Here is a 24786-nt window from a genome sequence, read left to right on the forward strand (position 1 = left end):
GGCCGCCTTTTCTGCAGAAAAGGCGGCCTTTTCATTTCAATCTGTGCGCTCTTCTGTAGGAGCGGCTTCAGCCGCGACGCGTTACCGGTACGGCGTCGCGGCTGAAGCCGCTCCTACAGGAGGCGGCCCGGTCACCGCGAATCCCGAATCCCCAATCCCCAATCCCGGCCTCTCACACCCACCCATACCGGATCAGGTGGAAGAACACCGGCGCGGCGAAGCACACCGAGTCCAGCCGGTCGAGCACGCCGCCGTGGCCTTCGATCATGTGGCCCCAGTCCTTGATGCCGCGGTCGCGCTTGATCGCCGACATCACCAGGCCGCCGAAGAAGCCCATCAGGTTGGCCACCAGCGCCAGCGCGAACGCCTGCAGCGGCGAGAACGGGGTGATCCACCACAGGGCCGCGCCGAGCAGGCTCGCCGACAGGATGCCGCCGACGAAGCCTTCCACGGTCTTGGACGGCGACAGCTTCGGCGCGATCAGGTGCCTGCCGATCAGCTTGCCCCACACGTACTGCAGCACGTCCGAGGACTGCACCACGATCACCAGGAACGCGAACAGCAGCAGGTTGCGGCCCTCGTAGCCGGGAATCTCCAGGTTCAGCAGCGCCGGCACGTGGGAGATGCAGAACACGCAGATCATCAGCCCCCACTGCACTTTCGCGGTGCGCTCCAGGTAGCGCGTGGTGTCGCCGCCGATGGTGGCCAGGATCGGCAGCACCAGGAACGCGTAGACCGGGATCAGCAGCGTGTACAGCCCGTACCAGCCGCTCCACACCAGCCAGTACTGCCACGGCAGCACGATGTAGAACGCGGCCAGCAACGCGTAGTAGTCGCCGCGCCGGGTCGGCGCCAGGGTGATGAACTCGCGCAGCGCGAACAGCGACACCAGCGCGAACAGCACGATCACGCCGATGCGCCCGAACACGAACGCCAGCGCCACCACCGCGGCCATCACCCACCAGGCGCGGATCCGCGCCACCAGGTTGTCGAGCACCGCGCTGGGGCGCCCGCGCGCGCGCCAGCGCAGGGTTTCGGAAATCAGCGTGGCCAGCAGCAGCACCGCGGCGATGCCGAGGAACAGCCAGATGGTCTGCTGCCGCAGCGAGGATTGCTGCAGATGGTCGCTGAAGGCGATCGCGCTCATCGTGCGGCCTCCATCTGTTCCGGCGACAGCGCCAGCAGCGCCGCACGCGTGCGCTCCAGGAACGCCTGCTTGTCCTCGCCGGCGCCCAGCCGCAGAGGCTCGCCGAAGGTGGTGGTGCACAGCAGCGGCAATGGCAGCCACTTGCCCTTGGGCATCACCCGCTTGAGGTTGTCGATCCACACCGGCACGAACTCCAGCTCCGGCCGATTCCGCGCCAGGTGGTAGATGCCGCTCTTGAACGGCAGTACGCCTTCCTCGGTGTTGCGCGTGCCTTCCGGAAACAGGATCAGCGAGCCGCCGCCATCGACCGCCTCGCACAGGCATTCGATCGGATCGCGGCTGCGCTGCGCGGCTTCGCGCTCGATCAGCACGCCGTTGAACACCGCGTGGATCAGGTAGCGGCGCAGCGCGTCGCGCTGCCAGTACTCGGCTGCGGCCACCGGCCGCACCTCGCGCCGCAGCGCCGCCGGCAGCGACGACCAGATCAGCACGAAGTCGCCGTGGCTGGCGTGGTTGCCGTAGTACACGCGGCGCTCGCTGGAGGGAATGCAGCCGCGCCAGAACGCACGCGCGCCGGTCAGGATGCGGATCGCGGCACTGCAGCCGCGGGCGATCAGACGTTCGATCATGTCCACTCCAGTTCGCGCACGATGGCGCGCAGACGCATCACGATGGTCAAGGCCGCGCCGCCGATCAGCAGCGCCATGGTCGCGACCAGAATCATTTCGGCGACGGCCGTGTAGTGCAGCAGCAGAACGACGGCCGCCAGCAGCGCAGCCAGCGACAGCCAGTGCATGCGTTGCACGCGCGCCATCGGCCCCTGCAAGGGCTCGCTGACGCCACAGGCCAGGCCGAGCATGCGCACGTAGGCGGTGCCCACGCACAGCAAGGCCGCGGCCCAGCCCAGGTCGGCGCCCCAGCTCAGCACGTGCTGCAGGCCGTAGCCCACGCCCAGGCACACGACGACGTCGGACAGGCGGTCGGGCGCTTCGTTGTAGACCTCGCCGGCGCGGCCGACCATCCGCGCCTGCCGCGCCATCAGCCCGTCCAGGCGATTGCACAGCAGCCGCCCCTGCAGGCCGAGCGCGGCCAACAGCAGCAAGCCGGCCGCATCGCGCGGCGGCTCGCGCCAGGCGCAATAGAACATCAGCGCCGCCAGCGCGGCGAAGCCGGTGGCGGTCCAGGACAGGCCGTTGGGCGTGGCGCCACGTGCGCGCAGCGCCGTCGCCAGGCGCGCGCGCCACTGCGCGCGGCGTTGTGCCAGGGTCGCTCGGGCCATCAGTCGCCACCTCCACCGCAACCGCCGCAGCCGCTGCTGCAACTACTGCCGCAACTGCTGCCGCTGCCGCCGCCATCGCCACCGCCGGTGCTGCAGCTGCTGCCGCCACCGCTTCCGCCGCTGCTGGCGACCACTGGCGATCGCAGCGCGTGATAGTCGGCCCACGCCGTGCTCATCAGCACGCCGGTGCCGCCCAGCGCCAGCGGCGTGGCCAGGTGCGTGCCGGGCGTCGTGGAGGAGAGGACCGTCCCGGCGCGCCATGCCGCATCGCGCGCGGCCAGCAGCCGGTCGCCGGCGACGCTGCGGCGCGGCGGGGTCAGCAGGAAGCCCAGTGCGATGAGCGTCACCGCCACCATCGCCGCGACCAGGAAGCCGACCGGGCGCTGCAGCTGCAAGCCGATCTCGATCTTGAGCGCACCCACGACCCACAGCGCTACCGGCGGCGCGGCGCCGAGCAGGCGCGCGCACCAAGCCTGGCCGCGCCCGAGCAGCAGGCGCTTGCCGATCAGCGACTGGCGCAGCGGCATCGCGTCGTCGCGCAGCGCCTGCAGCGCCAGCGACAAGGTCGGGTTGGCGCGGACCAGTTGCAGGGCGCGCTGCAACGACGCCGGCACCGCCACGCCGTCTGCCACGTGCAGCGCGGTCGCATCACTGCGGCGGCGCGTCAGCGTCGACAACGTCGGCCGCAGCTGCACCGCGCCGCAGATCTGCAGCAAGCCAAGGTGCAGGTCAGCCACGCGCTCGCTGCCGCCGGCCAGGAACGCCAGCTCGGCGTGATCGACCACGCTGGCCGCGTGCCGCTGGCCGAGGCCGCGCATCGCGCGCCGCAACCGCGCGGCCAGCGCCCAGGCCAGGCCGATCCCCGCCAGGAACAGCACGATGAAGGCACTGCCGCGCCAGTGCAGCGGCGAGACGGCCGGGTTGTCCAATCCCAGCCACCAGCCCAGCAGCAGCGTGGCCGCCGCCCACAGCCATAGTGCCTTGCCGGATGCGCGCGGCCTGTCCCAGCGGCGCGCGTGGAGATCGTCGGCGGTGGCGGCCCGCGCGGCGCGCTCCCCGGCCGGTGCCGGCCAGCAGGCGGCCGGCGGTTCGCCGAAATAGCAGCGGTAGCGCGCCAGCGTGGCCCGGTATTGCGCGGCATGGCGCTCGGCGTCGGCGGCATCGCCGCGGCCGGGCCGGTGATGCAGGGTGGTCTGCAACACGTGGGGGCAGAACTGCTGCCAGTATTCGCGAGTATCGGTGAGATGGGTATGCCAGACCTGGTCGATCAGCGCACTGGGGGTGACGTCCTCGGCTCCGCTGCAGGCCAGGAAGCAGAAGCGCCGGTATTCCTCGATCGCCTGCGCGGCCACGGTCAGGGAGACCTTGGCTTCCTTGGCCACGCGGCGCACGAACACCGGCAAGGCGTCGTCGGCCTCGCCGAAACGGTAGGCTTGCAGCCGCTGCCACAGCGCTTGTTGCGCGGCGTCGGCGTGGGGCAGCGGCGCCGGATCGGTGGAGGCGGTCATGGCCTGCGCTCCGTCATGCGAACTGCGCCGCGATCGGCGCCGCCAGCAGCGCCAGCAGCTGCAGCGCCAAGCTGGCGATCTGCCGCAGCAACAAGCCGCGCATGCCGCGCCAGCGTGATTGCCAGTCGCGCGGCGGCGGCAAGCGCCGCAGCAGGCCGAGCCGGTGCAGGGCGGCGTCGAGATCGGTGCCGGCCTGGTCCAGGTCCGCTTCGGCCAGCACCGCGTCGAGCAGCGCGGCATCCAGGCCGACGCGCGCGGCCCAGTAGCGCTGCACCACGCCGGCGAGCACGCTGAGCAGGCACAGCATCGCCGCCAGCGACGCGCTGACGTTGGCGTACCACGCGCCCAGCAGCAGCGCGACGGCGAACAGCACCAGCGACAGCCGGTCCAGCGGCGATGCCTGCCGCAGCAGTGCGGCCATCGTGCGCAGTTCCAGCGGCATGCTCATGCCGGCAGCTCCAGGGCGCGCGGCGGCAGGTGCGGCGCGGCGCATGCGGCGGCGATGGCATCGCGCTGCGCAGGCCCCAGCACCACCCGCGCTGCGCGTGCGCGCAGCAGCGCGAGCGCGGCATCCAGATCGCCAGCGCGACCGCTGTGCAGCAGCCAGGTGGCGACCGCGGCGGCGCTGCGCGAATAGCCCAGTGCGCAGCACACCAGCACCGGGCCATGGCGGCGTGCGGCCTCGATCGCGGCGGCGGCTTCGCGCAATGCCGGCGCGGGCGGCGCGACCAGGTCCAGCATCGGCACGCTGCGGTCGTGCGCACCGGCATCGCGCAGCGACAGTTCGGCGCAGACATCGACCACCACGGCGAACGCCGCGCGCTCGCCGCGGCCGGGAAGCCGCCCCAGCCAGACCCCGTCGGCGATCTCGCGCGGCGCCGGATCGCGCCGGGTCCAGGCGCGCGCATTGAGCCAGGCCGCGGCCAGGTACGGCGCGTACAGCCAGCGCGCGGCCAGGCTGAGGCGGCCATCGGCGCGCTTCTGCAGGCCGAGCGCGCCAAGCAACGCGTAGTCGAGCGCGACCAGCAGCAGCGACAGCGCCGGCCACAGCAGCCACCATGCCGTCCCGCCGAATGCGTAAGCCAGGGCCACGCAAGCCGCGCTGCCGAGCAGGTAGGCAACGGCCAGCCGCCAACGCGCCGGATCGCGCGCCAACGCCAGCGCGCTCCACGGCGGCGCGATGCGCTGCGGCCATAGCCACACGCACAGCCAGCCGGCGGCCAGGCCGGTGGGAATGTCCAGGAAATGGTGCTGGTAGGTGGTCAGCACCGACAGCCCGATCAGCGCGAACCAGGCGTGCAGCGCGCCGCGCGCGAGCCCGTGCAGATGCTGCGCATAGCGCACCCACAGCACCACCAGCAGCACGATGTGCAGCGACGGCGCCTGGTTGAACGGCTTGTCGAAGCCGAGCAGCACCGCGAACAGCCAGCCGAACACGCCTTCGCTGGGCGGCCGTTCGAAACTGAAACGCAGCGGCCACAGCAGGAAACAACCCACCGCCAGCAGCTGCGCGGTCAGCAACCGCCGGGCGTGGGTATCCAGTTCGTCGCGCGTGCGGCAGACGAAGAACGAGATCACGTAGAACAGGTCGATCGACCAGTACGGCACGATCGTCCACGGCCAGAACGGGATCTGCGTTTCCCACGCGAACGGCAGCGACGGCACGTAGGCGCGACGCTCGGCCAGCGTATTGGCCAGGCCGTAGCTGAGGAAGAAGAACGGCCCCAGCAGCGCCAGCCACGCCAGCGCCCGCCGCCACGGCCGCGGCGCCGCTTCGCTCACGGCGCGATCCGCTGCGCCAACGACACGGTGAAGATGCCCCATTCGTCGATGCGCTGTTCGAGTTTGCGGAAGCCGGCCGCGCGCACCAGTTCGTCCATCTCCTGCTGGGTGCGGCGGCGCATCACCCAGGCCGCGCCGCCGCGGTGGCTGGTCAGCGCGCGGGCGATGAATTCCAGCTGCGGGTGCCACGGCTGGCCGGTGTAGGCGAGGTAGCCGCCGGGTTCGACCGCGGCGGCTACGCCCTGCAGCGAGCGCAGCACCTGGTCGTTGTCGGGGAACAGTTCGTACAGGCCCGACACCACCGCCAGCGTCGGCCGCGGCTGCAATGCCGCCAGCGCGTCGCGGTCGAAGGCGTCGCCCTGCTCGAAACGGGCGATGTCGGCGGCGCCGAGTTCGGCGATCAGCGCGCGCCCGCGCTCCACGTTCAAGGCGCTGAAATCGCGCAGCGCGATCGCATCGGCGCGCTGTTCGCCGCCGGCCAGCGCTTCCAGCACGTAGCGGCCGTGGCCGGCGGCGATGTCGAGCACGCGCACCGGCGCGCCGGCGTCGCGCAGCCGCTGCATGGCCAGGCGCAGCAGTTCGTGCAGATGGGTGCGGCGCACGCGGATGCCGCGCCAGCCGATCGCATCCAGGTAGTTGCGGTCGATGAAGCGCCCCAACGGGCCCTTGCCGCTGGCGCGGTCGCGATACACGTAGTCCAGCGTGCTGCCGGAATCGAAGCCGGTCTGCAGGCCCAGCGCGACGCCCTCGGACAGGGTGCCGCCGAAGCGCAGGTTGGCGCGCACGAAGCGCCAGCGCAGGTCCTGCAGGCTGTATTTCTGCGGCGGCCAGGACAGCCGCTCGGCTTCCTCGAAGGTCGGCCCGCGCCGGTGCGCCTGCAGCAGGCTCGGCAATGCCGGCGCCTCGGCGAAGCGCTCGCGCACGAAGCGGCGGATCTGCGCCAGCGCCGGCGCGCGGTCGCGCTCGCCCAGGGTGTCGTGGAAGAACCCGGGCAGCAGGTGGCGCTCCTTCACCGGCGAGGACAGCCGCTCGTAGAAACGGTCCTGCGGGCCGCGGTGCACCACGAAATCGTCGCCGGACACCAGCAACTGCACCGGCACGGTGATCGCCTGCGCGTCGCCGACCACGCGGTCGGCGGCGGCGTACACGCCCAGCAGCACCCGCACCGAGATCGGCCGGGTGATCAGCGGATCGTCGCGGTAGCTCGCCACGCGCGCCGGGTCGTGGGTCAACCACTGCGGCTTGACGTAGCTGTTGACGAAGAAATTGCCGCGCAACTTGTGCATCAAGGCCAGCCCGGGCCGCGCGAACGGCACGTACAACTTGACTTTGAACGCCGGCGAGGCCAGCACCAGCGCGCGCAGCGGCGGCGCGTAATCGTGCACCCAGGTGCTGGCGATCACCGCGCCCACGCTCTGCGCGATCACCACGATGTCCTGCACCGCGATGCCGTGGGCCTCGCCGATGTGGGCGATGAAGCGGTCCAGGTCGCGCACCAGCGCCGGGAAGCCGGGCGCATCGCCGCGCACGCCGGGCGAGCGGCCGTTGCCGCGCGCGTCCCAGGCGAACATCGCGCAGTCGTCCAACCCCAGTTCGTCCGCCAGGTGCAGCACCCGCCCCGAATGTTCGTGGCCGCGATGCAGCAGCACCACCGCACGCGGCACCGCCGCCGGCGCCATCGCCGGCCAATGCCGGTAGAACAACCGCGCTCCGTCGAAACTGCAAAACTCGCTTTCGCTGACCTGCCGCATCCGTTGCCGATTCCCTGTCGTTCGTACTTGCCGTTGCCGTGAGTGCCGCTACCGCTTCCGTGTCGTTGCCGCGGCCTGCGCCGCGCGGCTCAGCGCGGCGCCCCCTCGCGCAGGCCGGCGGCAACGCGCCGCAGCACCGTCGCCGCGCACAGCAGCGCCAGCACGATCGCGAACCCGTCCACCGTCTTCGCCCCGACCCAGCCGCCGGCCAGCAGCAGCCCCAGCAGGCCGATGGCGAAGGCGCGATCGCTCTTGCCCATCGGTCCGTCGTAGCGCCGTCCGGCGCCGACCATCAGCCCCAACACCCCGGCATACTCGGTCAATGCCGCCGCCAGCGCCAGCGCCCACAGCCAGCCGGCAGCCGCGCCGGGCACGCTGGCCAGGCTCAGGTACAGGGCCGCATCGGCGATCACGTCGCTCAGTTCGTTGAGGTAGGCGCCCAGTTTGGACTGCTGGCCGAACTCGCGCGCCAGCATGCCGTCGACCGCGTTCAAGGCCATGCGCAGCAGCATCCACGCCGGCAGCAGCGCGTACCACAGCGGCTGCGCCGGCCCGCGCCAGAACACCCAGGCGGCGACCAGCAGCGACACCGCGGCTGCGCCCACGGTGACCTGGTTGGCGGTCACGCCGAGCCGGTAGAGGCCACGCACCCCGGGGCGCAGCAGGTCCTGGAAGCGTCCTTTCAATGCGTAGATCGAAACCATTGCGGGGTCCTGAGGGTCCATGCCGGGGCGGCGCAGCCTACAATATCGGCTCCCCGCTCCGATGTGTGCCCTGCCCCCATGTCCTCCGATTTCCTGCCCGTGCGCCGGGCATTGCTGTCCGTTTCCGACAAGACCGGCCTGATCGACCTGGCCCGCGCGCTGGCCGCGCGCGATGTGGAACTGCTGTCCACCGGCGGCACCGCCAAGGCGATTCGCGAGGCCGGGCTGGCGGTCAAAGACGTGTCCGAGCTGACCGGCTTCCCGGAAATGATGGACGGCCGGGTCAAGACTCTGCACCCGCTGGTGCACGGCGGCCTGCTCGGCCGCGCCGGCACCGACGACGCGGTGATGGCCGAACACGGCATCGCCCCGATCGACCTGCTGGTGCTGAACCTGTATCCGTTCGAGGCGGTCACCGCCAGGGCCGACTGCACGCTCGCCGAGGCGGTGGAGAACATCGACATCGGCGGCCCGGCGATGCTGCGCTCGGCGGCGAAGAACTTCGCGCGCGTGGCGGTGGCCACCGATCCGGCGCAGTACGCCGACCTGCTCGCCGAACTGGAGGCGCACGACGGCCAGCTGTCGGCGGCCAAGCGCTTCGCGCTGTCGGTGGCCGCGTTCAACCGCGTGGCGCAGTACGACGCGGCGATCAGCAATTACCTGTCGGCGGTGGTCGAGCACAACGAGGCCGGCGCGTGCCGCACCGCGTTCCCGGCGCAGAGCAACGGCAGCTTCGTCAAGGTGATGGACCTGCGCTACGGCGAGAACCCGCATCAGCAGGCCGCGTTCTATCGCGATCTGCACCCGGCCCCGGGCTCGCTGGCGACGTTCGCGCAGCTGCAGGGCAAGGAACTGAGCTACAACAACATCGCCGACAGCGACGCGGCGTGGGAATGCGTGCGCCAGTTCGACGCGCCGGCCTGCGTCATCGTCAAGCACGCCAATCCCTGCGGCGTGGCGGTGGGCGCGGCCTGCGGCGATGCCTACGAACTCGCCTACGCGACCGATCCGACCAGCGCCTTCGGCGGCATCCTCGCCTTCAACCGCACGCTGGACGCGGCCACCGCCAAGGTCATCCTGGACCGTCAGTTCGTCGAGGTGCTGATCGCGCCGGACTACGAAGAGGGTGCGCTGGAGTACGCGAAGAAGAAGGCCAACGTGCGCGTGCTGCGCATTCCGCTGGCGCCGGTGTCCAGCGGTTTCGTCGACACCAAGCGCATCGGCTCGGGCCTGCTGATGCAGACCGCCGACGACCGCGTGGTGAGCCGCGACGACCTCAAGGTGGTCACCCGCCTGGCGCCGACCGAGGCGCAGTTCGCCGACCTGCTGTTCGCCTGGAAGGTGGCCAAGTACGTCAAGTCCAACGCCATCGTCTACGCCAAGGACCACCGCACCATCGGTGTCGGCGCCGGGCAGATGAGCCGGGTATATTCGGCGCGCATCGCCGGGATCAAGGCCGCCGATGCGGAGCTGGTGGTGGAAGGTTCGGTGATGGCCTCCGATGCGTTCTTCCCGTTCCGCGACGGCATCGACGCGGCCGCGGCGGCCGGCATCAAGGCGGTGATCCAGCCCGGCGGCTCGATGCGCGACGGCGAGGTGATCGCCGCCGCCGACGAGCATGGCATCGCCATGGTGTTCACCGGCGTGCGCCACTTCCGCCATTGAGCGGCCAGGGATCCGAACGATGAAATCCAGCCCGTTGCGCCACGGCCTGCCGCTGCTGCTCGCGCTCGGCATGGCGGCCTGCAAACCGACCGCCACGCCAACGCCGGCCGCGCCGGCGGCCGCACCGACGCCAGCCGCAGCGCCTGCAGCCACTGCGCATGTGCCGCGCACCGAACGCCTGCAGGCGTTCCTGCAGACGCGCTACGGCAAGCAGGCGCGCCTGTCGGAGAGCTGGTCCGGCCAGGCCGACGGCAACGCGGTGCAGAGCGAGGTCTGCGCCGAACAGCCGGTGGTGGTCGGCGACCAGATCCAGGAGCTGCTGGCGGTCTGCCACCGGCTCAGCGACGGCGGCCATGCCAATCCGGGACTGATCGATTTCCTGATCCTGCGCGACGCCGGCCAGGGCCTGGCGGTGGTGGCCGAGAAGCTCGGCGACGGCTTCGGCAGCGATGGCGATCCGGGCGCGGTGGACATCCTGCGGCTGGGCAGCGATTTCTACGGCTTCCTGGTCTACAGCAGCTGGGTCGGGCAAGGCACCGTGCTGGAATCGCAGGATCTGGTGCTGCCCGGCCCCAAGGGCCTGGTCAACGCCGGCTCGGTGCGCCAGCACATCGACAATCATGGCGCGCTGGACTGCAGCGATGACGGCCGCGATCCGCAGCAGACCGCCGCGCAATGCCAGGCGCAGCTGTTCGACGTGGACTTCGAACTCGACGTGGACGACAGCGATCGCGCCGCGCGGGTGTGGCCGGTGACCATCGAGGAACGCGGCATCTCCTGCGGCAAGAAGCTCGGCACCACCCAGGTGTTCGCGTTCGACGCCAAACGCTGGGCCTATCCGTTCCCCGATTCGATGCAGCGCGAAGCCTGCGAATAGTCCTTCCTTCGACCTCACGAGACACGCCTTGAAAATCCTCGTCATCGGTTCCGGCGGCCGCGAACACGCCCTGTCCTGGAAGCTGGCCCAATCCCCGCGCGTCAGCGAAGTGCTGGTGGCCCCGGGCAATGCCGGCACCGCCACTGAAACCAAGTGCCGCAATGTGGCGGTCAAGGTGGACGACCTGGATGGCCTGCTCAAGCTGGCCCAGGACGAAGCCGTGGCGCTGACCGTGGTCGGCCCGGAAGTGCCGCTGGTGCTGGGCGTGGTCGATCGTTTCCGCGCCGCCGGCCTGCGCATCTTCGGCCCCAGCGCCAAGGCCGCGCAGCTGGAAGGCAGCAAGGCCTTCGCCAAGGCATTCCTCGCCCGCCACGGCATCCCGACCGCGTTCTACGAAGTGCATACCGAGGTGGACGCGGCGCTGGCCTATGTCCGCGACAAAGGCGCGCCGATCGTGGTCAAGGCCGACGGCCTGGCCGCGGGCAAGGGCGTGATCGTGGCGATGACCCTGGACGAGGCCGAAGCCGCGGTGCGCGACATGCTCTCCGGCAATGCCTTCGGCGATGCCGGCGCGCGCGTGGTGATCGAGGAATTCCTCGATGGCGAGGAAGCCAGCTTCATCTCCATGGTCGATGGCGCCACCGCGCTGCCGATGGCCACCAGCCAGGACCACAAGCGCGTCGGCGACGGCGATACCGGCCCCAACACCGGCGGCATGGGCGCGTATTCGCCGGCGCCGGTGGTCACGCCGCAGGTGCACGCTCGGGTGATGCGCGAGGTGGTGGAGCCGACCGTGCAAGGCATGATCGCCGACGGCGTACCGTTCACCGGTTTCCTGTACGCGGGGCTGATGATCGACGCCAGCGGCGCGCCGAAGGTGATCGAGTTCAACGTGCGCTTCGGCGACCCGGAAACGCAGCCGGTGATGCTGCGCCTGCAGTCGGACCTGGTGGATCTGATCGAAGCGGCGATCGACGGCCGCCTGCATGCGACCGAAGCGCAGTGGGATCCGCGCCCGTCGCTGGGGGTGGTGCTGGCGGCCGCGCCGTATCCGGAAACGCCGGTCACCGGCGAAGCGATTTCCGGGCTGGACCAGGTGCCGTCCAGCGCCAAGGTGTTCCATGCCGGCACCGCGCTGGACGGCCAGGGCCGCGTGCTCAGCGCCGGCGGCCGCGTGCTGTGCGTGGCCGCGCTGGGCGACAGCGTGTCGGACGCGCAGCGCAATGCGTACGCCGGCGTGGCGCAGATCCGGTGGCCCAGCGAATTCCATCGCAGCGACATCGGCTGGCGCGCGATCGCGCGCGAACGCAGCGCGTAGGGGCCACGCCGCCCTCTGTAGGAGCGGCTTCAGCCGCGACAGATCGTATGGGCACCTGCGGATAGGATCTGTCGCGGCTGAAGCCGCTCCTACAGCTGACACCATCGGCATTCGAGGACATTCCATGGCGCTGGATCCCGACCTCCGCACGCAATTCCGCGCGCTGGCGGCGCAGACCGACGGCATCGACACCAAGGTCTACGCCGACTACGCCAAGGACCCGCTCGAGCCGATCATCGGCCTGGGCCGCCGCAACGCGCGGCTGTGTGTCTTCGGCCGCGATCCAGGCCGCACCGAGGTCGAATACGGCGAACCGTTCGTCGGCAGCGGCGGCCAGCTGGTGCGCAAGGCGCTGTACCGGCACCTGCACGGCGGCGAGGCGATGCCCGATTTCGCGGCCTCGCTCGCGGTCGGCCGCGATGTCTTCTGGATCAACACCGTGCCGTACAAGCCGCTCGGCAACAAGGCCTGGTCGATGCAGGTGAAGCGGCGCTTCCATCCGTTGATGCGGCGCCTGCTGATCGAACAATGGCGCGGCCGCGACATCGTCACCCTCGGCCGCGAAGCGTTCCTCTGGTTCGGCATCGACCAGCCCAGGGACGTGCGCGCGCAGCTGGACGCATTCTGGGCCGACCCGTCGCGCTTCGACGCGCACATCGACATCGGCCTGCGGACCGAGACCGGCGCAGCGCGCCGCTTCACCCTGCATCCGCTGCCGCATCCCTCGCCGCTCAACCAGACCTGGTTCAAACGCTTCCCGGCGCTGCTCGAAGCGCGCTTGCGGCAACTGTCGGTGTGAGCGCGAGCGCCCGCACAGCCGTGCCGGCCGCCATGCTGGAGCGCGTCCAGGCAACGATCCGTTGACCTGAGCTTCACAAAAGAGAACAATTCGCATTAGCCAGCGCATGGCTCCGCGTCGACGGAGCCAGTTTCCCCGCATCCGGGACATCCAGCGGTCAGCCATCCCCCTTCCTCTCCCACCGCTTTCGCCGATCGCGGGCGGCACGCCGCTGCCCGCAGAAAAGGATGCTGCCGATGTCTTGTCCGTCCGCGCACGCCGCGCATGTTCTCCGCTGCCGATTCCATCGCGGCGTGCGCCTGGCCGCGCTCGCCGCCGCGCTGCTGCTGGCCTGCGACGCCCATGCCGGAGACGCGGAGAGCGAGCAGGCGACCGAGCTGGACGCGATCAGCGTGACCGCCGCGCGCGTGCATGCCAACGCCGGGGCGCTGGGCGAACGCACCGTGCAGGACACGCCGTTCGCGATCCAGGTGCTGGACCGCGACGACCTCGACAAACGCCAGGTGGTGTCGCTGGGCGACGCCTTCTTCAACGATCCGTCGGTGGTCACCCAGGTCGGCGCCTATTCCAGCGGCTGGAGTTCGCCGATCATCAACCGCGGCCTCGGCCTGAGCTACGACAGCTACCGCGTCAACGGCCTGCAGGTCTCGTCCTGGGGCAGCGAATGGCCGCTGGAAGCGATGGAACAGGTGGAGCTGCTGAAGGGGCCGGCCGGCTTCCTGTACGGCTTCGGCCAGCCCGGCGGCCTGGTCAATTACCTGACCAAGAAACCGACCGACGACACCACCCTATCGGCCAGGCTCGGCTGGCGCTCGGACGCCGTGGCCAGCGCCCAGCTCGACGCGGGCGGGCGCTTCGGCAACCAGGACATGTTCGGCTACCGCCTCAACGCCTTCCGCGAGAAAGGCGAGACGTACAACGGCGGCGAGATCGACCGCAAGGTCGTCTCGGCCGCGCTGGACGCGCGCCTGAGCGATCGCCTCACCTGGACCGCCGACCTGGTCTACCAGAGCCGCCAGCTGTCCGAGGAAGCGCCGCAGTACTACTTCATCGGCCTGAGCGCGGTGCCGCGCGCGATCGCCGGCGACGCCGACCGCTCGGTGACCGGTTCGTACTACGACACCCGCTCCCGCCTGCTGTCGACCGGGCTGGAATGGCGCTTCGCCGACGGCTGGAAGGCCAGCCTGAACTACGGCGTCACCACCTCGTGGAACGACGTCAACAAGATCTTCGCCTACATCGACGACGGCAACGGCGACTACGCCGTCAACGCCTACGAACTGGGCGGCAGGAGCGAGTGGAAGCTGGTGCAGCTGATGCTGCAAGGAAACTTCGCCACCGGGCCGCTGCGCCACCAGCTGGTGGCCGGCGCCTCGCGCCAGGACGCCACCGGCTGGGACCGCCCCTACGTGTGGCAGACCATCGGCCGCGGCAACCTCTACGACTGGCAGGGCATGACCCATTACAGCAGCGCCTCGCGGGTGATGACCCGCAGCAGCGAGACGCTGCAGAAGGCGCTGTTCGTCAGCGACACCGTCGCCTTCGCGCCGGGCTGGTCGCTGCTGGCCGGCTGGCGCTACAACGACTACGAACAGGTCGGCACGTACCACACCTATCCGGTCACGCCGACCTATGCGCTGATGTACAAGCCGGCCGACACGGTCACGCTGTATGCCAGCTACATCGAGTCGCTGGAAGCCGGCGGCCGCGTCGGCGACGACTACATCAACGCCGGCCAGGTGCTCGACCCCACCATCAGCAAGCAGTACGAGATCGGCGCCAAGATCGCCTATCCGCGCTGGAACGCCAACGCGGCCGCGTTCCGGCTGGAGCGCGGCGCCAGCATCGACCGCATCACCGCGGCCGGCAAATATCTGGAGCAGGACGGCGTCACCCTGTACGACGGCATCGAACTGAGCGGCGACTACCGCCTCACCGAGCAACTGAGCATCGGCGTCGGCGCCACCTGGCTGGATCCGCGCTACGACAAACTCTCGCCGGACAACGCCGCCGATCAAGGCCACCGGGTCAGCTTCGCGGCGCGCTGGCAAGGCGTGGCGCACGTGGACTACGCGTTCCCCGGCATCGACGGACTCAGCGTCTATGCCGCGCTGCGCTACTTCGGCGACGTCTGGTACGACACCGCCAACACGCTGAAGCTGCCGGACTACACGCTGGCCAATGTCGGCGCCGGCTATCGCATGCGCCTGCACGGGCATCCGCTGACCTGGCGCGCGAGCATCGACAACCTTACCGACCGCAAGTACTGGATCACCAACAGCGTCGGCGCGCCGCGCACCTATGCGCTGAGCGTGCAGTTCGACCTGTGAACCGCGCGGCGGCCTGCGCAGCGGCCGCCGCGCCTTTCGTCCACCCAGCCCCAGCGGCAAGGCACGACGCCCTCTTCCCCGACCAACGGAACCCGTCATGCCCACCCGACTCCCACGCCATTCCCTGTTGCCGCTCGCGCTGGTGGCCGCGCTCTGCGCATCCGCCCATGCCGCAGCGGCCGAGACCGATGCCGACCCCGCCGACCGCAAGGCCACGGAGCTGGACGCGGTCCGGGTCAACGCCGAGCGCGCCGAGGCGCCAGCCGGCGCCCTGGGCGAACGGCCCGCGCGCGATACCCCGTTCTCGATCACCCGCATCGATGCCGACGCCCTGCAGGAGCGCCAGGTCAACTCGCTGGCGCAGATGTTCATGACCGATCCGTCGGTCTCCGGCAACGTCGGCGCCTACAACAGCAGCTGGTACACCACCATCCAGGTGCGCGGCCTGCCGGTCAGCTACAGCAACGGCTACAAGCTCAACGGCATGCCGCTGTACACCTACGGCGCCGAGTGGCCGAGCGAGACCATGGAGCAGGTGCAACTGCTCAAGGGTGCCAGCGGCTTCATGTACGGCTTCGGCGCCCCTGGCGGCATCGTCAACTACATCACCAAGAAGCCCACCGACACGCCGCTGCTGGACCTGAGCGTCGGCTACCGCGACGGCGGCGTATACAGCGCGCAGCTCGACAACGGCCGCCGCTTCGGCGAGGACGACCGCTTCGGCTACCGCCTCAACGTGCTGCGCGAACAGGGCGATACCTACAACGACACCCACGTCGAGCGCACGCTGGCCTCGCTGGGGCTGGATGCGCGCCTGAGCGACGACCTCACCTGGACCGCCGACCTGCTCTACCAGGACCGCAAGCTGGAGAACGAAGCGCCGACCATCACCTTCTACGGCTATGGCGACAGCGCCCTGCCGCGCCGCCTCGACCCGCGCCGCGACCGCGCCATCCGCGACACCTTCTTCAACACCGAGATGCAGTCGGCGATGACCGGCCTGCGCTGGCGGATCGACGATGCCTGGAACGCGCGCCTGGACCTGAGCTACAGCAAGTTCCGCAGTTCGATCAACAAGATCTGGGACTACGTGCTCAACCGCGAGGGCGACACCAACACGTATATCTACGACCTGGGCAATCTCGCCGAGAACTACCTGGCGCAGGGCCTGCTCGAAGGCCGCTTCAGCACCGGCCCGATCGACCACCAGCTGGTCGCCGGCGCGAGCTGGCAACAGGCCGACAGCGGCTGGGCCAAGCAGAACCTGTGGTACCAGCTGGGCACCTCCAACCTGTACGAGGACAGCACGCTCAGTTACCACAGCACCCATTCGCGCGACACCTACCGCAGCGACCGGGTCGAGCAGAACGCGCTGTTCGCCAGCGACACGCTCAGCGTCGGCGCGCACTGGTCGCTGCTGCTGGGCCTGCGCCACACCCGCTACGAACAGAACAGCTGGGACGTGGACGGCACGCACACCGCGCGCTACCAGAAGTCGGTCAACACCCCGACCGTGGCGCTGCTGTTCAAGCCGCGCGAAGACCAGACCGTGTACGCCAGCTACGTGGAATCGCTGGAGCAGGGCAGCACCGTCGGCCAGCTCTACGAGAACCGCAACACGCTGCTGCCGCCGCTGGAAAGCAAGCAGTACGAGCTGGGCTACAAGCTGGAGCATGCGCGCTGGGCGCTGGATGCGGCCTGGTTCCGCATCGAGCGCGGCGCCGAATACGGCAATGCCGCCAACTACTACGTGCAGGACGGCGAGGTGCGCTACCAGGGATTCGACCTCAGCGGCCATGTGCAGGCCACGCCGAACTGGCGCATCGGCGCCGGCGCGACCTGGGTCGACGCCGAATACCTGCGCAACGAGGCCGCCGCGGTCGGCCGCACCCCCGCCGGCGTGGCCAGGTTCCAGGCCACGCTCGACACCGCGTACGCATTCGACGCCGTGCCCGGGCTGAGCGTGCACGCGGCCGCCAAGCACTACGGCTCGCAGCCGTACGGCGCGTCGATGTGGAACGACCTGTACGACCTGAAGCTGCCGTCCTTCACCCTGCTCGATGCCGGCCTCGGCTATCGCACGCACTGGGGCGCCACGCCGCTGACGCTGCGCGGCGAACTCACCAACCTCACCGACCGCCGCTACTGGACCAACGACGGCAACGGCTACGGCCAGCCGCGCACCTGGTCGCTGAGCGCCACGTTCGAACTTTGAGCGCCGCGCTGCGCCTTGCCGCGGCAAGGCGCAGCGACGACCGCAGGACAGCGGCGACGGTCGCACCGCGGACGCAGCGCCGATGCTCGCCGACCCCACTTCGGCGTCGGCAAGCATCATCGCGGCCAGCGTTGCGTTATCGTGTCGCCGTGCCGAAATCCTCGATCGAAACCCGCCTCAGCCGCCTGTGGGCCCACGAAAAGGCCAGCTACGGGCTGCGCGTGTTCATCGCCCTGGGCGTGGCGATGGGCGTGTGCTGGCAGCAGCAGCAACTGACCGCGCTGCCGGCGATCTTCCTCGGCGCCATCGCCAGCGCCATCGCCGAGACCGACGACAACTGGCTGGGCCGGATCAAGTCGGTGCTGCTGTCGCTGCTGTGCTTCGCCGCCGCCGCGGCCGCGGTGGTGCTGCTGTTCCCGTATCCGCTGGCGTTCGTCGCCGGCATGGCGCTGTCCACCTTCGCCCTGACCCTGCTCGGCGCGCTCGGCGAACGCTACGCCTCCATCGCCCAGGCCACGGTGGCGCTGGCGATCTACGCGATGATCGGCATCGACCATGGCGGCCGTTCCGGCCACGTCGGCGGCAGCGCCTGGCACGGCATCGGCCTGTTGATGCTCGGTGCGGCCTGGTACGGGCTGCTGTCGATCCTGTGGACGCTCCTGTTCGCCAACCGCCCGGTGCGCGAGCGGCTGTCGCGGCTGTTCTTCGAACTCGGCCGCTACCTGCGGCTCAAGGCCGCGCTGTTCGAACCGGTGCGACAGAGCGACCTGCACGCGCGGCGGCTGGCGCTGGCCGAGCAGAACGCGCAGGTGGTGGCGGCGCTGAACGCGGCCAAGACCGCGATCATGAGCCGCTTCGGCCGCTCCGGCCGGCCCGGCGTGCAGTCCGGCCTGTACTTCCGGCTGTACTACATGGCGCAGGATTTCCACGAACGCGCCAGCTCCTCGCACTATCCCTACGAGGCGCTGACCGACGCGTTCTTCCACAGCGACGTGCTGTACCGCTGCCAGCGCCTGCTGGCCCTGCAGGGCAAGGCCTGCGCCGCGCTGGGCGAAGCGATCCGGATGCGCCAGCCGTTCGAATACGGCGAGCAGACCCAGCAGGCCACCACCGACCTGCGCCAGTCGCTGGACTTCCTGCACGCCCAGGCCGACCCGCGCCAGGCGCGGCTGCTCGGTTCGCTGGAACTGCTGGTCACCAACCTGCAGAGCATCGAGCGGCGGCTGTCCGAGGCCGCGCAATCGGACACCACCAGCGACACCCTCGACACCCGCCTGCGCGACTCCTCGCCGCACACCTTGCGCGAGATGCTGGTGCGCGTCGGCCAGCAGCTCACCCCGGGCTCGGTGCTGTTCCGGCACGGGCTGCGCATGGCGATCGCGCTGGTGGTCGGCTACGCCATCATGCAGTCCATCCACGCCAGCAACGGCTACTGGATCCTGCTCACCACCGCCTTCGTGTGCCGGCCCAACTACGGCGCCACCCGGCTGCGCCTGGCGCAGCGCATCGCCGGCACGCTGATCGGGCTGATCGCGACCTGGGCGCTGATGCAACTGTTCCCCGGCACCGAACTGCAGCTGCTGTTCGCGCTGTTCGGCGCGCTGCTGTTCTTCGTCACCCGCACCGACCGCTACATGCTGGCCACCGCCGCGATCACGGTGATGGCGCTGTTCTGCTTCAACCTGCTCGGCGACGGCTTCGTGCTGATCTGGCCGCGCCTGGTGGATACGCTGATCGGCTGCGCGATCGCCGCGGCGGCCTCGTTCCTGATCCTGCCCGACTGGCAGGGCCGCCGCCTCAACCAGGTGATGGCCACGGTGCTGGCCAGCTGCGCGCGCTACCTGGCGCAGGTGCTGGAGCAATACCGCAGCGGCATGCGCGACGACCTGTCCTACCGCATCGCCCGGCGCGACATGCACAACGCCGACGCCGCGCTGTCGGTGGCGCTGTCCAACATGCTGCGCGAACCCGGCCGCTACCGCCGCAACCTGGATGCGGGCTTCCGCTTCCTGGCGCTGTCCAACACCTTGCTCGGCTACCTGTCGGCGCTGGGCGCGCACCGCGCCGCGCTGGCCGGCGAGGCCGATCCGGCCATCGACCGCGCCGGCGGTTACCTGCAGGACACCCTGGGCGCGATCGCCGACGCGCTGGCGCAGCGCCAGGCGCTACCGCCGGCCGACGAATCGGCCGAGGTGGGCATGGCCGATGCGCTGGAGCACGAGGACGGGATCGACGAGGCCAAGCGGCGGCTGGTGCGCAACCAGTTGGCGCTGACCCTGCGCCTGCTGCCCAAGCTGCGCGCCGCCGCGCACGCGGTCACCGCTCCGGCAGCGGCGCCAGCGCCGCCGGCGGCCGTGCCGGCCGCACGCTGACGCCCATCCACAGCAGCGCCGCCACCGCCAGCGCCGCGCCGCCGACCACCACCCCGCGCCAGCCGGCGTAGGCGTAGGCGGCGGTGCCGAGGCTGGAACCGATCGCGCCGCCGATGAAATAGCAGGTGACGTAGGCCGAGGTGATGCGGTTGCGCGCCTTCGGATCCAGTTGGTAGATCACGTGCTGGTTGCCGATGTGCACGCCCTGCACCGCCACGTCCAGCAGCAGCACCCCGGCGATCAGCAGCCACAGCGAGTGCGGCGCGGCGGCCAGCAGCAGCCACGACAGCAGCAGCATGGCCAGCCCGCCCCAGCCCACCCACTGCCCGGCGCCGCGGTCGGCGAGCTTGCCCGACAGGTTGGCGGCGAACGCGCCGGCGGCGCCGATCAGGCCGAACAGGCCGATCGTCGCGGTGCCGTAGCCGTAGCTGGGACCGGACAGCAGGAACGCCAGCGTGGTCCAGAACATGCTGAAACCGGCGAAGATCAGCCCGCCCAGGATGGCGCGCGCGCGCAGCACCGGTTCGTCGCGCAACAGCGCCAGCACCGAACCGATCAGGTGCGGATAGGACAGCTGCGGATTGCCCGGATGCCGCGGCAGCGCGCGCCACAGCAGCGCCGCCACCAGCAGGATCAGCGCCGCGGCCACCCAGTACACGACATGCCAGCCGCCGGCGCCGGCCAGCAGCCCGGACACGGTGCGCGCCAGCAGGATGCCCAGCAGCAGGCCGCTCATCACCGTGCCGACCACACGCCCGCGCTCGTGCGGCGCGGCCAGGGTGGCGGCGAACGGCACCAGGATCTGCGCGGCCACCGAACTGAGTCCGGTGACCAGGGTGCCGAGCAGCAGCAGCGCGAAGCTGGTCGAGGCGGCGCTGATCAGCAGGCCCACCGCACTGAGCGCGTACAGCCCCACGATCAGGCTGCGGCGCTCGAAGCGGTCGCCCAGCGGCACCAGCAACAGCAAGCCGGCGGCGTAGGCCAGCTGCGCGGTGGTGACCACCGCGCCGGCGCTGCGCACGTCGATCGCGAAGGTCTGCGCCAGCACTTCCAGCAGCGGCTGCGCGTAGTAGTTGCTGGCCACCGCCAGGCCGGTGGCGGCGGCCATCAGCAGCACCAGGCCGCGATGCAATGGGGGGTGCGGGGTCGTGTCCATGAGCCGAATCCAAGGGTGCGGAAGGAATGGCGGCAGTCTGGGCAAGCGCCATCGATCTTTCCAATGTATTGTTTTCACTCGATCCATCTCGTTTGCAGATGCCATGCTGACCCTGCGCCAACTCGAGTTCGCCGTCGCCGTGGCCGAGGAGGGCAGCTTCACCGCCGCCGCGCGGCGCTGCCACACGGTGCAGTCGGCGCTGAGCCACCAGATCGCCAAGATCGAGGAAGCGCTGGGCGCGCGCCTGTTCGAGCGCGGTGCGCGGCAGGTGCGGCTGACCGCCGCCGGCGAGGTATTCCTGCACAACGCCCGCGAAACCCTGCGCGCGGCCGAACGCCTGCACGAGGAGATGGCGCAGGCGCTCGGCACCGTGCGCGGGCGCCTGCACATCGGCCAGATCTCCTCGCTGACCACGGTGCAGGTACCGGCCCTGCTGCGCCGCTTCCGCGCCGCGCATAGCGCGGTGGACGTGCACCTGCGCACCGGCATGAGCGATGCGCTGCTGCTCGAGTTGGGCGAAGGCCGGCTGGACGTGGCCCTGGTCGGGGTCGGCCCGCATATCGTCCTGCCCGAGCAGCGCCTGCTGCTGCACGAGGAACCGCTGGCGCTGATCGCCGCGCCCGGCAACCGCTTCGCCGCGCGCGCCGAGGTGTCCCTGCACGAACTGGAGGACGCGCCGATGGCCGGGCTGATCGCCGGCGCCGGCGTGCGCGGCATCATCGACCGCGCCTTTGCCGAGGCCGGCCTGCGCCAGCGCCTGCAGTACGAGGTCACCCATGCCGATCTGCAACGGCAACTGGTGGTCGAGGACCTGGGCCTGGCGATCGTGCCGCAGACCATGGCCGCGGCGATGCACGGCGTGGCGGTGATCGCGCTGCGCGAGCGCTTCCGCTTCCTGACCTACGCCACCTGGCGCGCGGACCCGACCCCGGCCGCACGCGCGCTGATCGCGCTGCTGCGGCAGCAGGCAGGCGCCGTCGCAACCGGCTAACCGGATCGCCTCGCACCGCAGCCCCCTGTAGGCGCGGCTTCAGCCGCGACGAACGGAGCACGCCACCATGACGCCGCCTGCAAAAAGCCAGCACGCGCTTCCCCCGCAGACGCCACCGCCGACACAGCCCGCATCGCGGCACGCCGCGCCCCACGGCGCCGCATCCGCCGCGCAACGAACCTGCTAGGCTGCGCGCGTTCGCAAAGGAGCCTGCATGTCCGGCCATAGCCAGTTCGCCCTGCTGAAACAGCGCCGCTTCCTGCCGTTCTTCGTGGTCCAGGGGTTGGGCGCGTTCAACGACAACGTCTACCGGCAGGCGATCATCGGCTTGCTGTTCTATCTGGGCGTCACCCCCGAGCAGCGCACGCTGTACACCAATCTGGCGCCGGCGCTGTTCATCCTGCCGTACTTCCTGTTCTCCGCATTGGCCGGGCAGATCGCCGAGAAGCTGGAGAAATCGCGGCTGGTGGTGATCACCACCACGATGGAGATCGCGATCATGTCGCTGGCCGCGGTCGGCTTCCTGACCGAGAACATGGCGGTGCTGCTGGTCGCGCTGTTCTGCACCGGCCTGCAGTCCACCCTGTTCGGCCCGGTGAAGTATTCGATCCTGCCTTCGGTGCTGAAGCCGGAGGAACTGACCGGCGGCAACGGCCTGGTCGAGATGGGCACCTCGATCTCGATCTTGTGCGGCATGATCCTGGGCGGACTGATCTTCCAGGTCGCCGGCAGCCACGGCCCGGTCGCCGCGGCCACCGCGGTGATCGCGCTGGCGGTCACCGGCAACCTGGTCGCGCGCCTCATCCCCAAGGTCGATGCCGGCGCGCCGGAGCTGAAGATCAACTGGAACCCGCTGCCCGAGTCGCTGGCGATCATGCGCCTGACCCGGCGCCAGCTGGCGGTGCGCAACGCGGTGCTCGGCGTGTCCTGGTTCTGGTTCATCGGCACGGTACTGACCGCGCAGTTGCCGACCTACGCCGAACTCAATCTCGGCGGCGCGCAGGACCTGTACATCTTCGCCCTGGCGCTGTTCTCGATCGGCACCGGCACCGGCTCGCTGCTGTGCGAGAAGCTGTCCGGACGTACCGTGGAGATCGGCCTGGTGCCGCTGGGCGCGTTCGGCATCAGCGCGTTCATGCTCGACCTGTATTTCGCCCGCCCCGGCGGCGCGCTGCAGGCCGGGCTGGGCATCGGCCAGTTCGTGCACCAGGCCGGCAGCTGGCGGATCATGCTCGACCTGGTCGGCATCGGCCTGTGCACCGGCCTGTTCGTGGTGCCGCTGTTCGCGCTGATCCAGAGCCGCACGCCCAAGGCGGAACTGTCGCGGGTCATCGCCGGGCTCAACATCCAGAATTCGATGTTCATCGTCATCGCCGCGATGGTCGGCATCGCGCTGCAGATGAAACAGCTCACGCTGTTCGGCATGCGCGTGCCGATGCCCGGGCTGAGCATCCCGCAGGTGTTCCTGGCGCTGGCCATCGCCAACGCGGTGGTGGCGATCTGGATCTTCAGCATCGTCCCCGAATTCCTGATGCGTTTCCTCAGCTGGGTGATGGTGCGCGCGCTGTACCGGCTGCGCCTGCACGGCATCGAGCGGCACGTGCCCGACGAGGGCGCGGCGCTGATCGTGTGCAACCACGTCAGCTACATGGACGCGCTGGTGCTGGCCGCGTCGATCCCGCGCCCGGTGCGTTTCGTCATGTACTACCGCATCTTCAACATCCCGGTGATGCGCTGGATCTTCCGCACCGCCAAGGCGATCCCGATCGCCGGCGCGCGCGAGGACCCGGCGCTGATGCAGCGCGCGTTCGACGAGATCGACGCGGCGCTGGCCGAGGGCGAACTGGTGTGCATCTTCCCCGAGGGCGCGCTGACCAAGGACGGGGAGATCGCCAAGTTCAAGTCCGGCGTGGAGAAGATCGTCGAGCGCCGCGCGGTGCCGGTCGTGCCGATGGCGCTGCGCAACATGTGGACCAGCATGTGGAGCAAGCGCGACTCGCGGCTGCGGCGCATGCGCGTGCCGCGGCGCTTCCGCGCGCACGTGGAGGTGATCGCGGGCGCGCCGGTGGCGGCCGCCGAGGTCAGCGCGGAGCTGCTGGAAGCGCAGGTGCGGCAGCTGCGCGGGGATGCCGCATGAACCTGCAAGGTGCCTGGAAACGCCGCTTCGGGTAGATTAGGCGCCGGGGAGACGCCTGCGTACTGCAGCGGCGTCCATTGCAGGGGTCGATCAGTTGAGTCAGGTATTGCCGCCACCACCGCCCAACGGCGCGGGCATCTACGTCCCCAACAATCTGGTGTGGGCGATCCTGTCCACGCTGTTCTGCTGCCTGCCGCTGGGCGTGGTGTCGATCGTCTATGCCTCGCAGGTGGACGGCAAGCGCGCCGCCGGCGATGTGGCCGGCGCACGCGACGCCTCGCGCAAGGCTGGCCTGTGGGCGATGTGGTCGGCGCTGGCTGCGCCGATCCTGCTCGCGCTGTGGTTCCTGCTGTTCGGCGGCATCGCGATCCTCAGCAGCGCGCTGGGGCAGTGAGTCCGCCCGCTTTCTCGTTTTTTCTTCGTTCCACCACGCAACCGGAGTAACACGGATGAATACCACCGCACCGCAAGTGTCCAACAATCTGGTCTGGGCGATCCTGAGCACGCTGTTCTGCTGCCTGCCGCTGGGCATCGTTTCGATCGTGTTCGCCGCCCAGGTCAACACCAAGCTCGCCGCCGGCGACGTCGCCGGCGCCCGCGAATCGGCCGACAAGGCCAAGAAGTGGGCGATCTACTCGGTCATCGCCTGGGTGGTGCTGGTCGTGCTGTACCTGATCTTCATCTTCGCCCTGGGTGGCCTGGGCATGATGCAGCAGTCGTCGACCACGTACTGATCGACGATCCGGGCCGCCGTT

The 24786-nt window shown here is 70.1% G+C and carries 20 protein-coding genes; 11 read left to right on the forward strand and 9 right to left on the reverse strand.

Annotation, left to right across the window (positions count from 1 at the left end; all coding sequences use genetic code 11):
• Nucleotides 1–172 precede the first annotated feature (172 nt).
• The 8 genes from AB8810_RS21340 to AB8810_RS21375 all read right to left on the reverse strand — a co-directional run bounded on the left by AB8810_RS21340 (nucleotide 173) and on the right by AB8810_RS21375 (nucleotide 8171).
• Nucleotides 173–1147: a phosphatidate cytidylyltransferase gene (locus tag AB8810_RS21340; protein WP_206230362.1), complete on the reverse strand. Its 975-nt coding sequence runs from the start codon at nucleotides 1145–1147 to the stop codon at nucleotides 173–175.
• Nucleotides 1144–1776, reverse strand: a complete 633-nt coding sequence (locus tag AB8810_RS21345; RefSeq protein WP_179569090.1) for a 1-acyl-sn-glycerol-3-phosphate acyltransferase — start codon at nucleotides 1774–1776, stop codon at nucleotides 1144–1146. Before AB8810_RS21345 ends, AB8810_RS21340 begins: the two co-directional genes overlap by 4 nt.
• Entirely contained in the window at nucleotides 1773–2426 is a 654-nt protein-coding gene (locus tag AB8810_RS21350) for a CDP-alcohol phosphatidyltransferase family protein (RefSeq protein WP_206259948.1), read from the reverse strand. Before AB8810_RS21350 ends, AB8810_RS21345 begins: the two co-directional genes overlap by 4 nt.
• A complete protein-coding gene (locus tag AB8810_RS21355) occupies nucleotides 2426–3934 on the reverse strand; it encodes a TIGR04222 domain-containing membrane protein (protein WP_369914821.1) in 1509 nt (502 codons plus the stop codon). Before AB8810_RS21355 ends, AB8810_RS21350 begins: the two co-directional genes overlap by 1 nt.
• Before the next feature lie 13 nt (nucleotides 3935–3947).
• On the reverse strand, nucleotides 3948–4382 hold the full coding sequence (locus AB8810_RS21360; protein ID WP_179569096.1) for a hypothetical protein: 435 nt from the start codon (nucleotides 4380–4382) through the stop codon (nucleotides 3948–3950).
• Entirely contained in the window at nucleotides 4379–5716 is a 1338-nt protein-coding gene (locus AB8810_RS21365; RefSeq protein WP_369914822.1) for a phosphatase PAP2/dual specificity phosphatase family protein, read from the reverse strand. Before AB8810_RS21365 ends, AB8810_RS21360 begins: the two co-directional genes overlap by 4 nt.
• Nucleotides 5713–7467 carry a bifunctional alpha/beta hydrolase/class I SAM-dependent methyltransferase gene (locus AB8810_RS21370; protein ID WP_369914823.1) on the reverse strand — a complete coding sequence of 585 codons (1755 nt, stop codon included), beginning with the start codon at nucleotides 7465–7467 and terminating at the stop codon, nucleotides 5713–5715. Before AB8810_RS21370 ends, AB8810_RS21365 begins: the two co-directional genes overlap by 4 nt.
• 89 nt (nucleotides 7468–7556) lie before the next feature.
• A complete protein-coding gene (locus tag AB8810_RS21375) occupies nucleotides 7557–8171 on the reverse strand; it encodes a CDP-alcohol phosphatidyltransferase family protein (protein ID WP_191826265.1) in 615 nt (204 codons plus the stop codon).
• 78 nt (nucleotides 8172–8249) lie between these two features.
• Here AB8810_RS21375 and purH point away from each other — a divergent pair, with 78 nt between their 5' ends.
• The 7 genes from purH (at nucleotide 8250) to yccS (ending at nucleotide 19747) form a co-directional block, all read left to right on the forward strand.
• Nucleotides 8250–9836: a bifunctional phosphoribosylaminoimidazolecarboxamide formyltransferase/IMP cyclohydrolase gene (gene purH, locus AB8810_RS21380; protein WP_369914824.1), complete on the forward strand. Its 1587-nt coding sequence runs from the start codon at nucleotides 8250–8252 to the stop codon at nucleotides 9834–9836.
• Nucleotides 9837–9855: 19 nt separating this feature from the next.
• A complete protein-coding gene (locus AB8810_RS21385; protein WP_369914825.1) occupies nucleotides 9856–10713 on the forward strand; it encodes a hypothetical protein in 858 nt (285 codons plus the stop codon).
• A gap of 28 nt (nucleotides 10714–10741) precedes the next feature.
• Complete coding sequence (gene purD / locus AB8810_RS21390) at nucleotides 10742–12031, forward strand: phosphoribosylamine--glycine ligase (protein ID WP_179569108.1); 1290 nt, start codon at nucleotides 10742–10744, stop codon at nucleotides 12029–12031.
• A gap of 124 nt (nucleotides 12032–12155) precedes the next feature.
• The gene (locus AB8810_RS21395) at nucleotides 12156–12830 is read left to right on the forward strand and encodes a uracil-DNA glycosylase family protein (protein WP_179569110.1); all 675 of its coding nucleotides are present in this window, start codon (nucleotides 12156–12158) and stop codon (nucleotides 12828–12830) included.
• 236 nt (nucleotides 12831–13066) lie between these two features.
• Nucleotides 13067–15160: a TonB-dependent siderophore receptor gene (locus AB8810_RS21400; protein WP_369914826.1), complete on the forward strand. Its 2094-nt coding sequence runs from the start codon at nucleotides 13067–13069 to the stop codon at nucleotides 15158–15160.
• A 97-nt stretch (nucleotides 15161–15257) separates the two neighbouring features.
• Nucleotides 15258–17375 carry a TonB-dependent siderophore receptor gene (locus AB8810_RS21405; RefSeq protein WP_369914828.1) on the forward strand — a complete coding sequence of 706 codons (2118 nt, stop codon included), beginning with the start codon at nucleotides 15258–15260 and terminating at the stop codon, nucleotides 17373–17375.
• 149 nt (nucleotides 17376–17524) lie between these two features.
• Nucleotides 17525–19747 (forward strand): YccS family putative transporter, encoded by a 2223-nt coding sequence (gene yccS / locus AB8810_RS21410; RefSeq protein WP_369914829.1) that lies wholly within the window; start codon nucleotides 17525–17527, stop codon nucleotides 19745–19747.
• Here yccS and AB8810_RS21415 read toward each other — a convergent pair.
• The gene (locus AB8810_RS21415; protein ID WP_369914830.1) at nucleotides 19692–20903 is read right to left on the reverse strand and encodes an MFS transporter; all 1212 of its coding nucleotides are present in this window, start codon (nucleotides 20901–20903) and stop codon (nucleotides 19692–19694) included. The two genes, yccS and AB8810_RS21415, sit on opposite strands and share 56 nt — an antisense overlap.
• 103 nt (nucleotides 20904–21006) lie before the next feature.
• On the opposite strand from AB8810_RS21415, the gene AB8810_RS21420 reads away from it, so the two are divergent.
• The 4 genes from AB8810_RS21420 (at nucleotide 21007) to AB8810_RS21435 (ending at nucleotide 24765) form a co-directional block, all read left to right on the forward strand.
• Nucleotides 21007–21894: a LysR substrate-binding domain-containing protein gene (locus AB8810_RS21420; protein ID WP_369914831.1), complete on the forward strand. Its 888-nt coding sequence runs from the start codon at nucleotides 21007–21009 to the stop codon at nucleotides 21892–21894.
• 214 nt (nucleotides 21895–22108) lie between these two features.
• Nucleotides 22109–24031 carry an MFS transporter gene (locus tag AB8810_RS21425; RefSeq protein ID WP_369914832.1) on the forward strand — a complete coding sequence of 641 codons (1923 nt, stop codon included), beginning with the start codon at nucleotides 22109–22111 and terminating at the stop codon, nucleotides 24029–24031.
• A gap of 106 nt (nucleotides 24032–24137) precedes the next feature.
• Complete coding sequence (locus tag AB8810_RS21430; protein ID WP_225210070.1) at nucleotides 24138–24425, forward strand: CD225/dispanin family protein; 288 nt, start codon at nucleotides 24138–24140, stop codon at nucleotides 24423–24425.
• Between the two features lie 55 nt (nucleotides 24426–24480).
• Complete coding sequence (locus tag AB8810_RS21435; RefSeq protein WP_179569127.1) at nucleotides 24481–24765, forward strand: CD225/dispanin family protein; 285 nt, start codon at nucleotides 24481–24483, stop codon at nucleotides 24763–24765.
• The last annotated feature ends 21 nt before the right edge of the window (nucleotides 24766–24786 follow it).

It is taken from the genome of Xanthomonas sp. NCPPB 3005, from assembly GCF_041228095.2.
GTDB lineage: Bacteria > Pseudomonadota > Gammaproteobacteria > Xanthomonadales > Xanthomonadaceae > Xanthomonas_A > Xanthomonas_A bonasiae.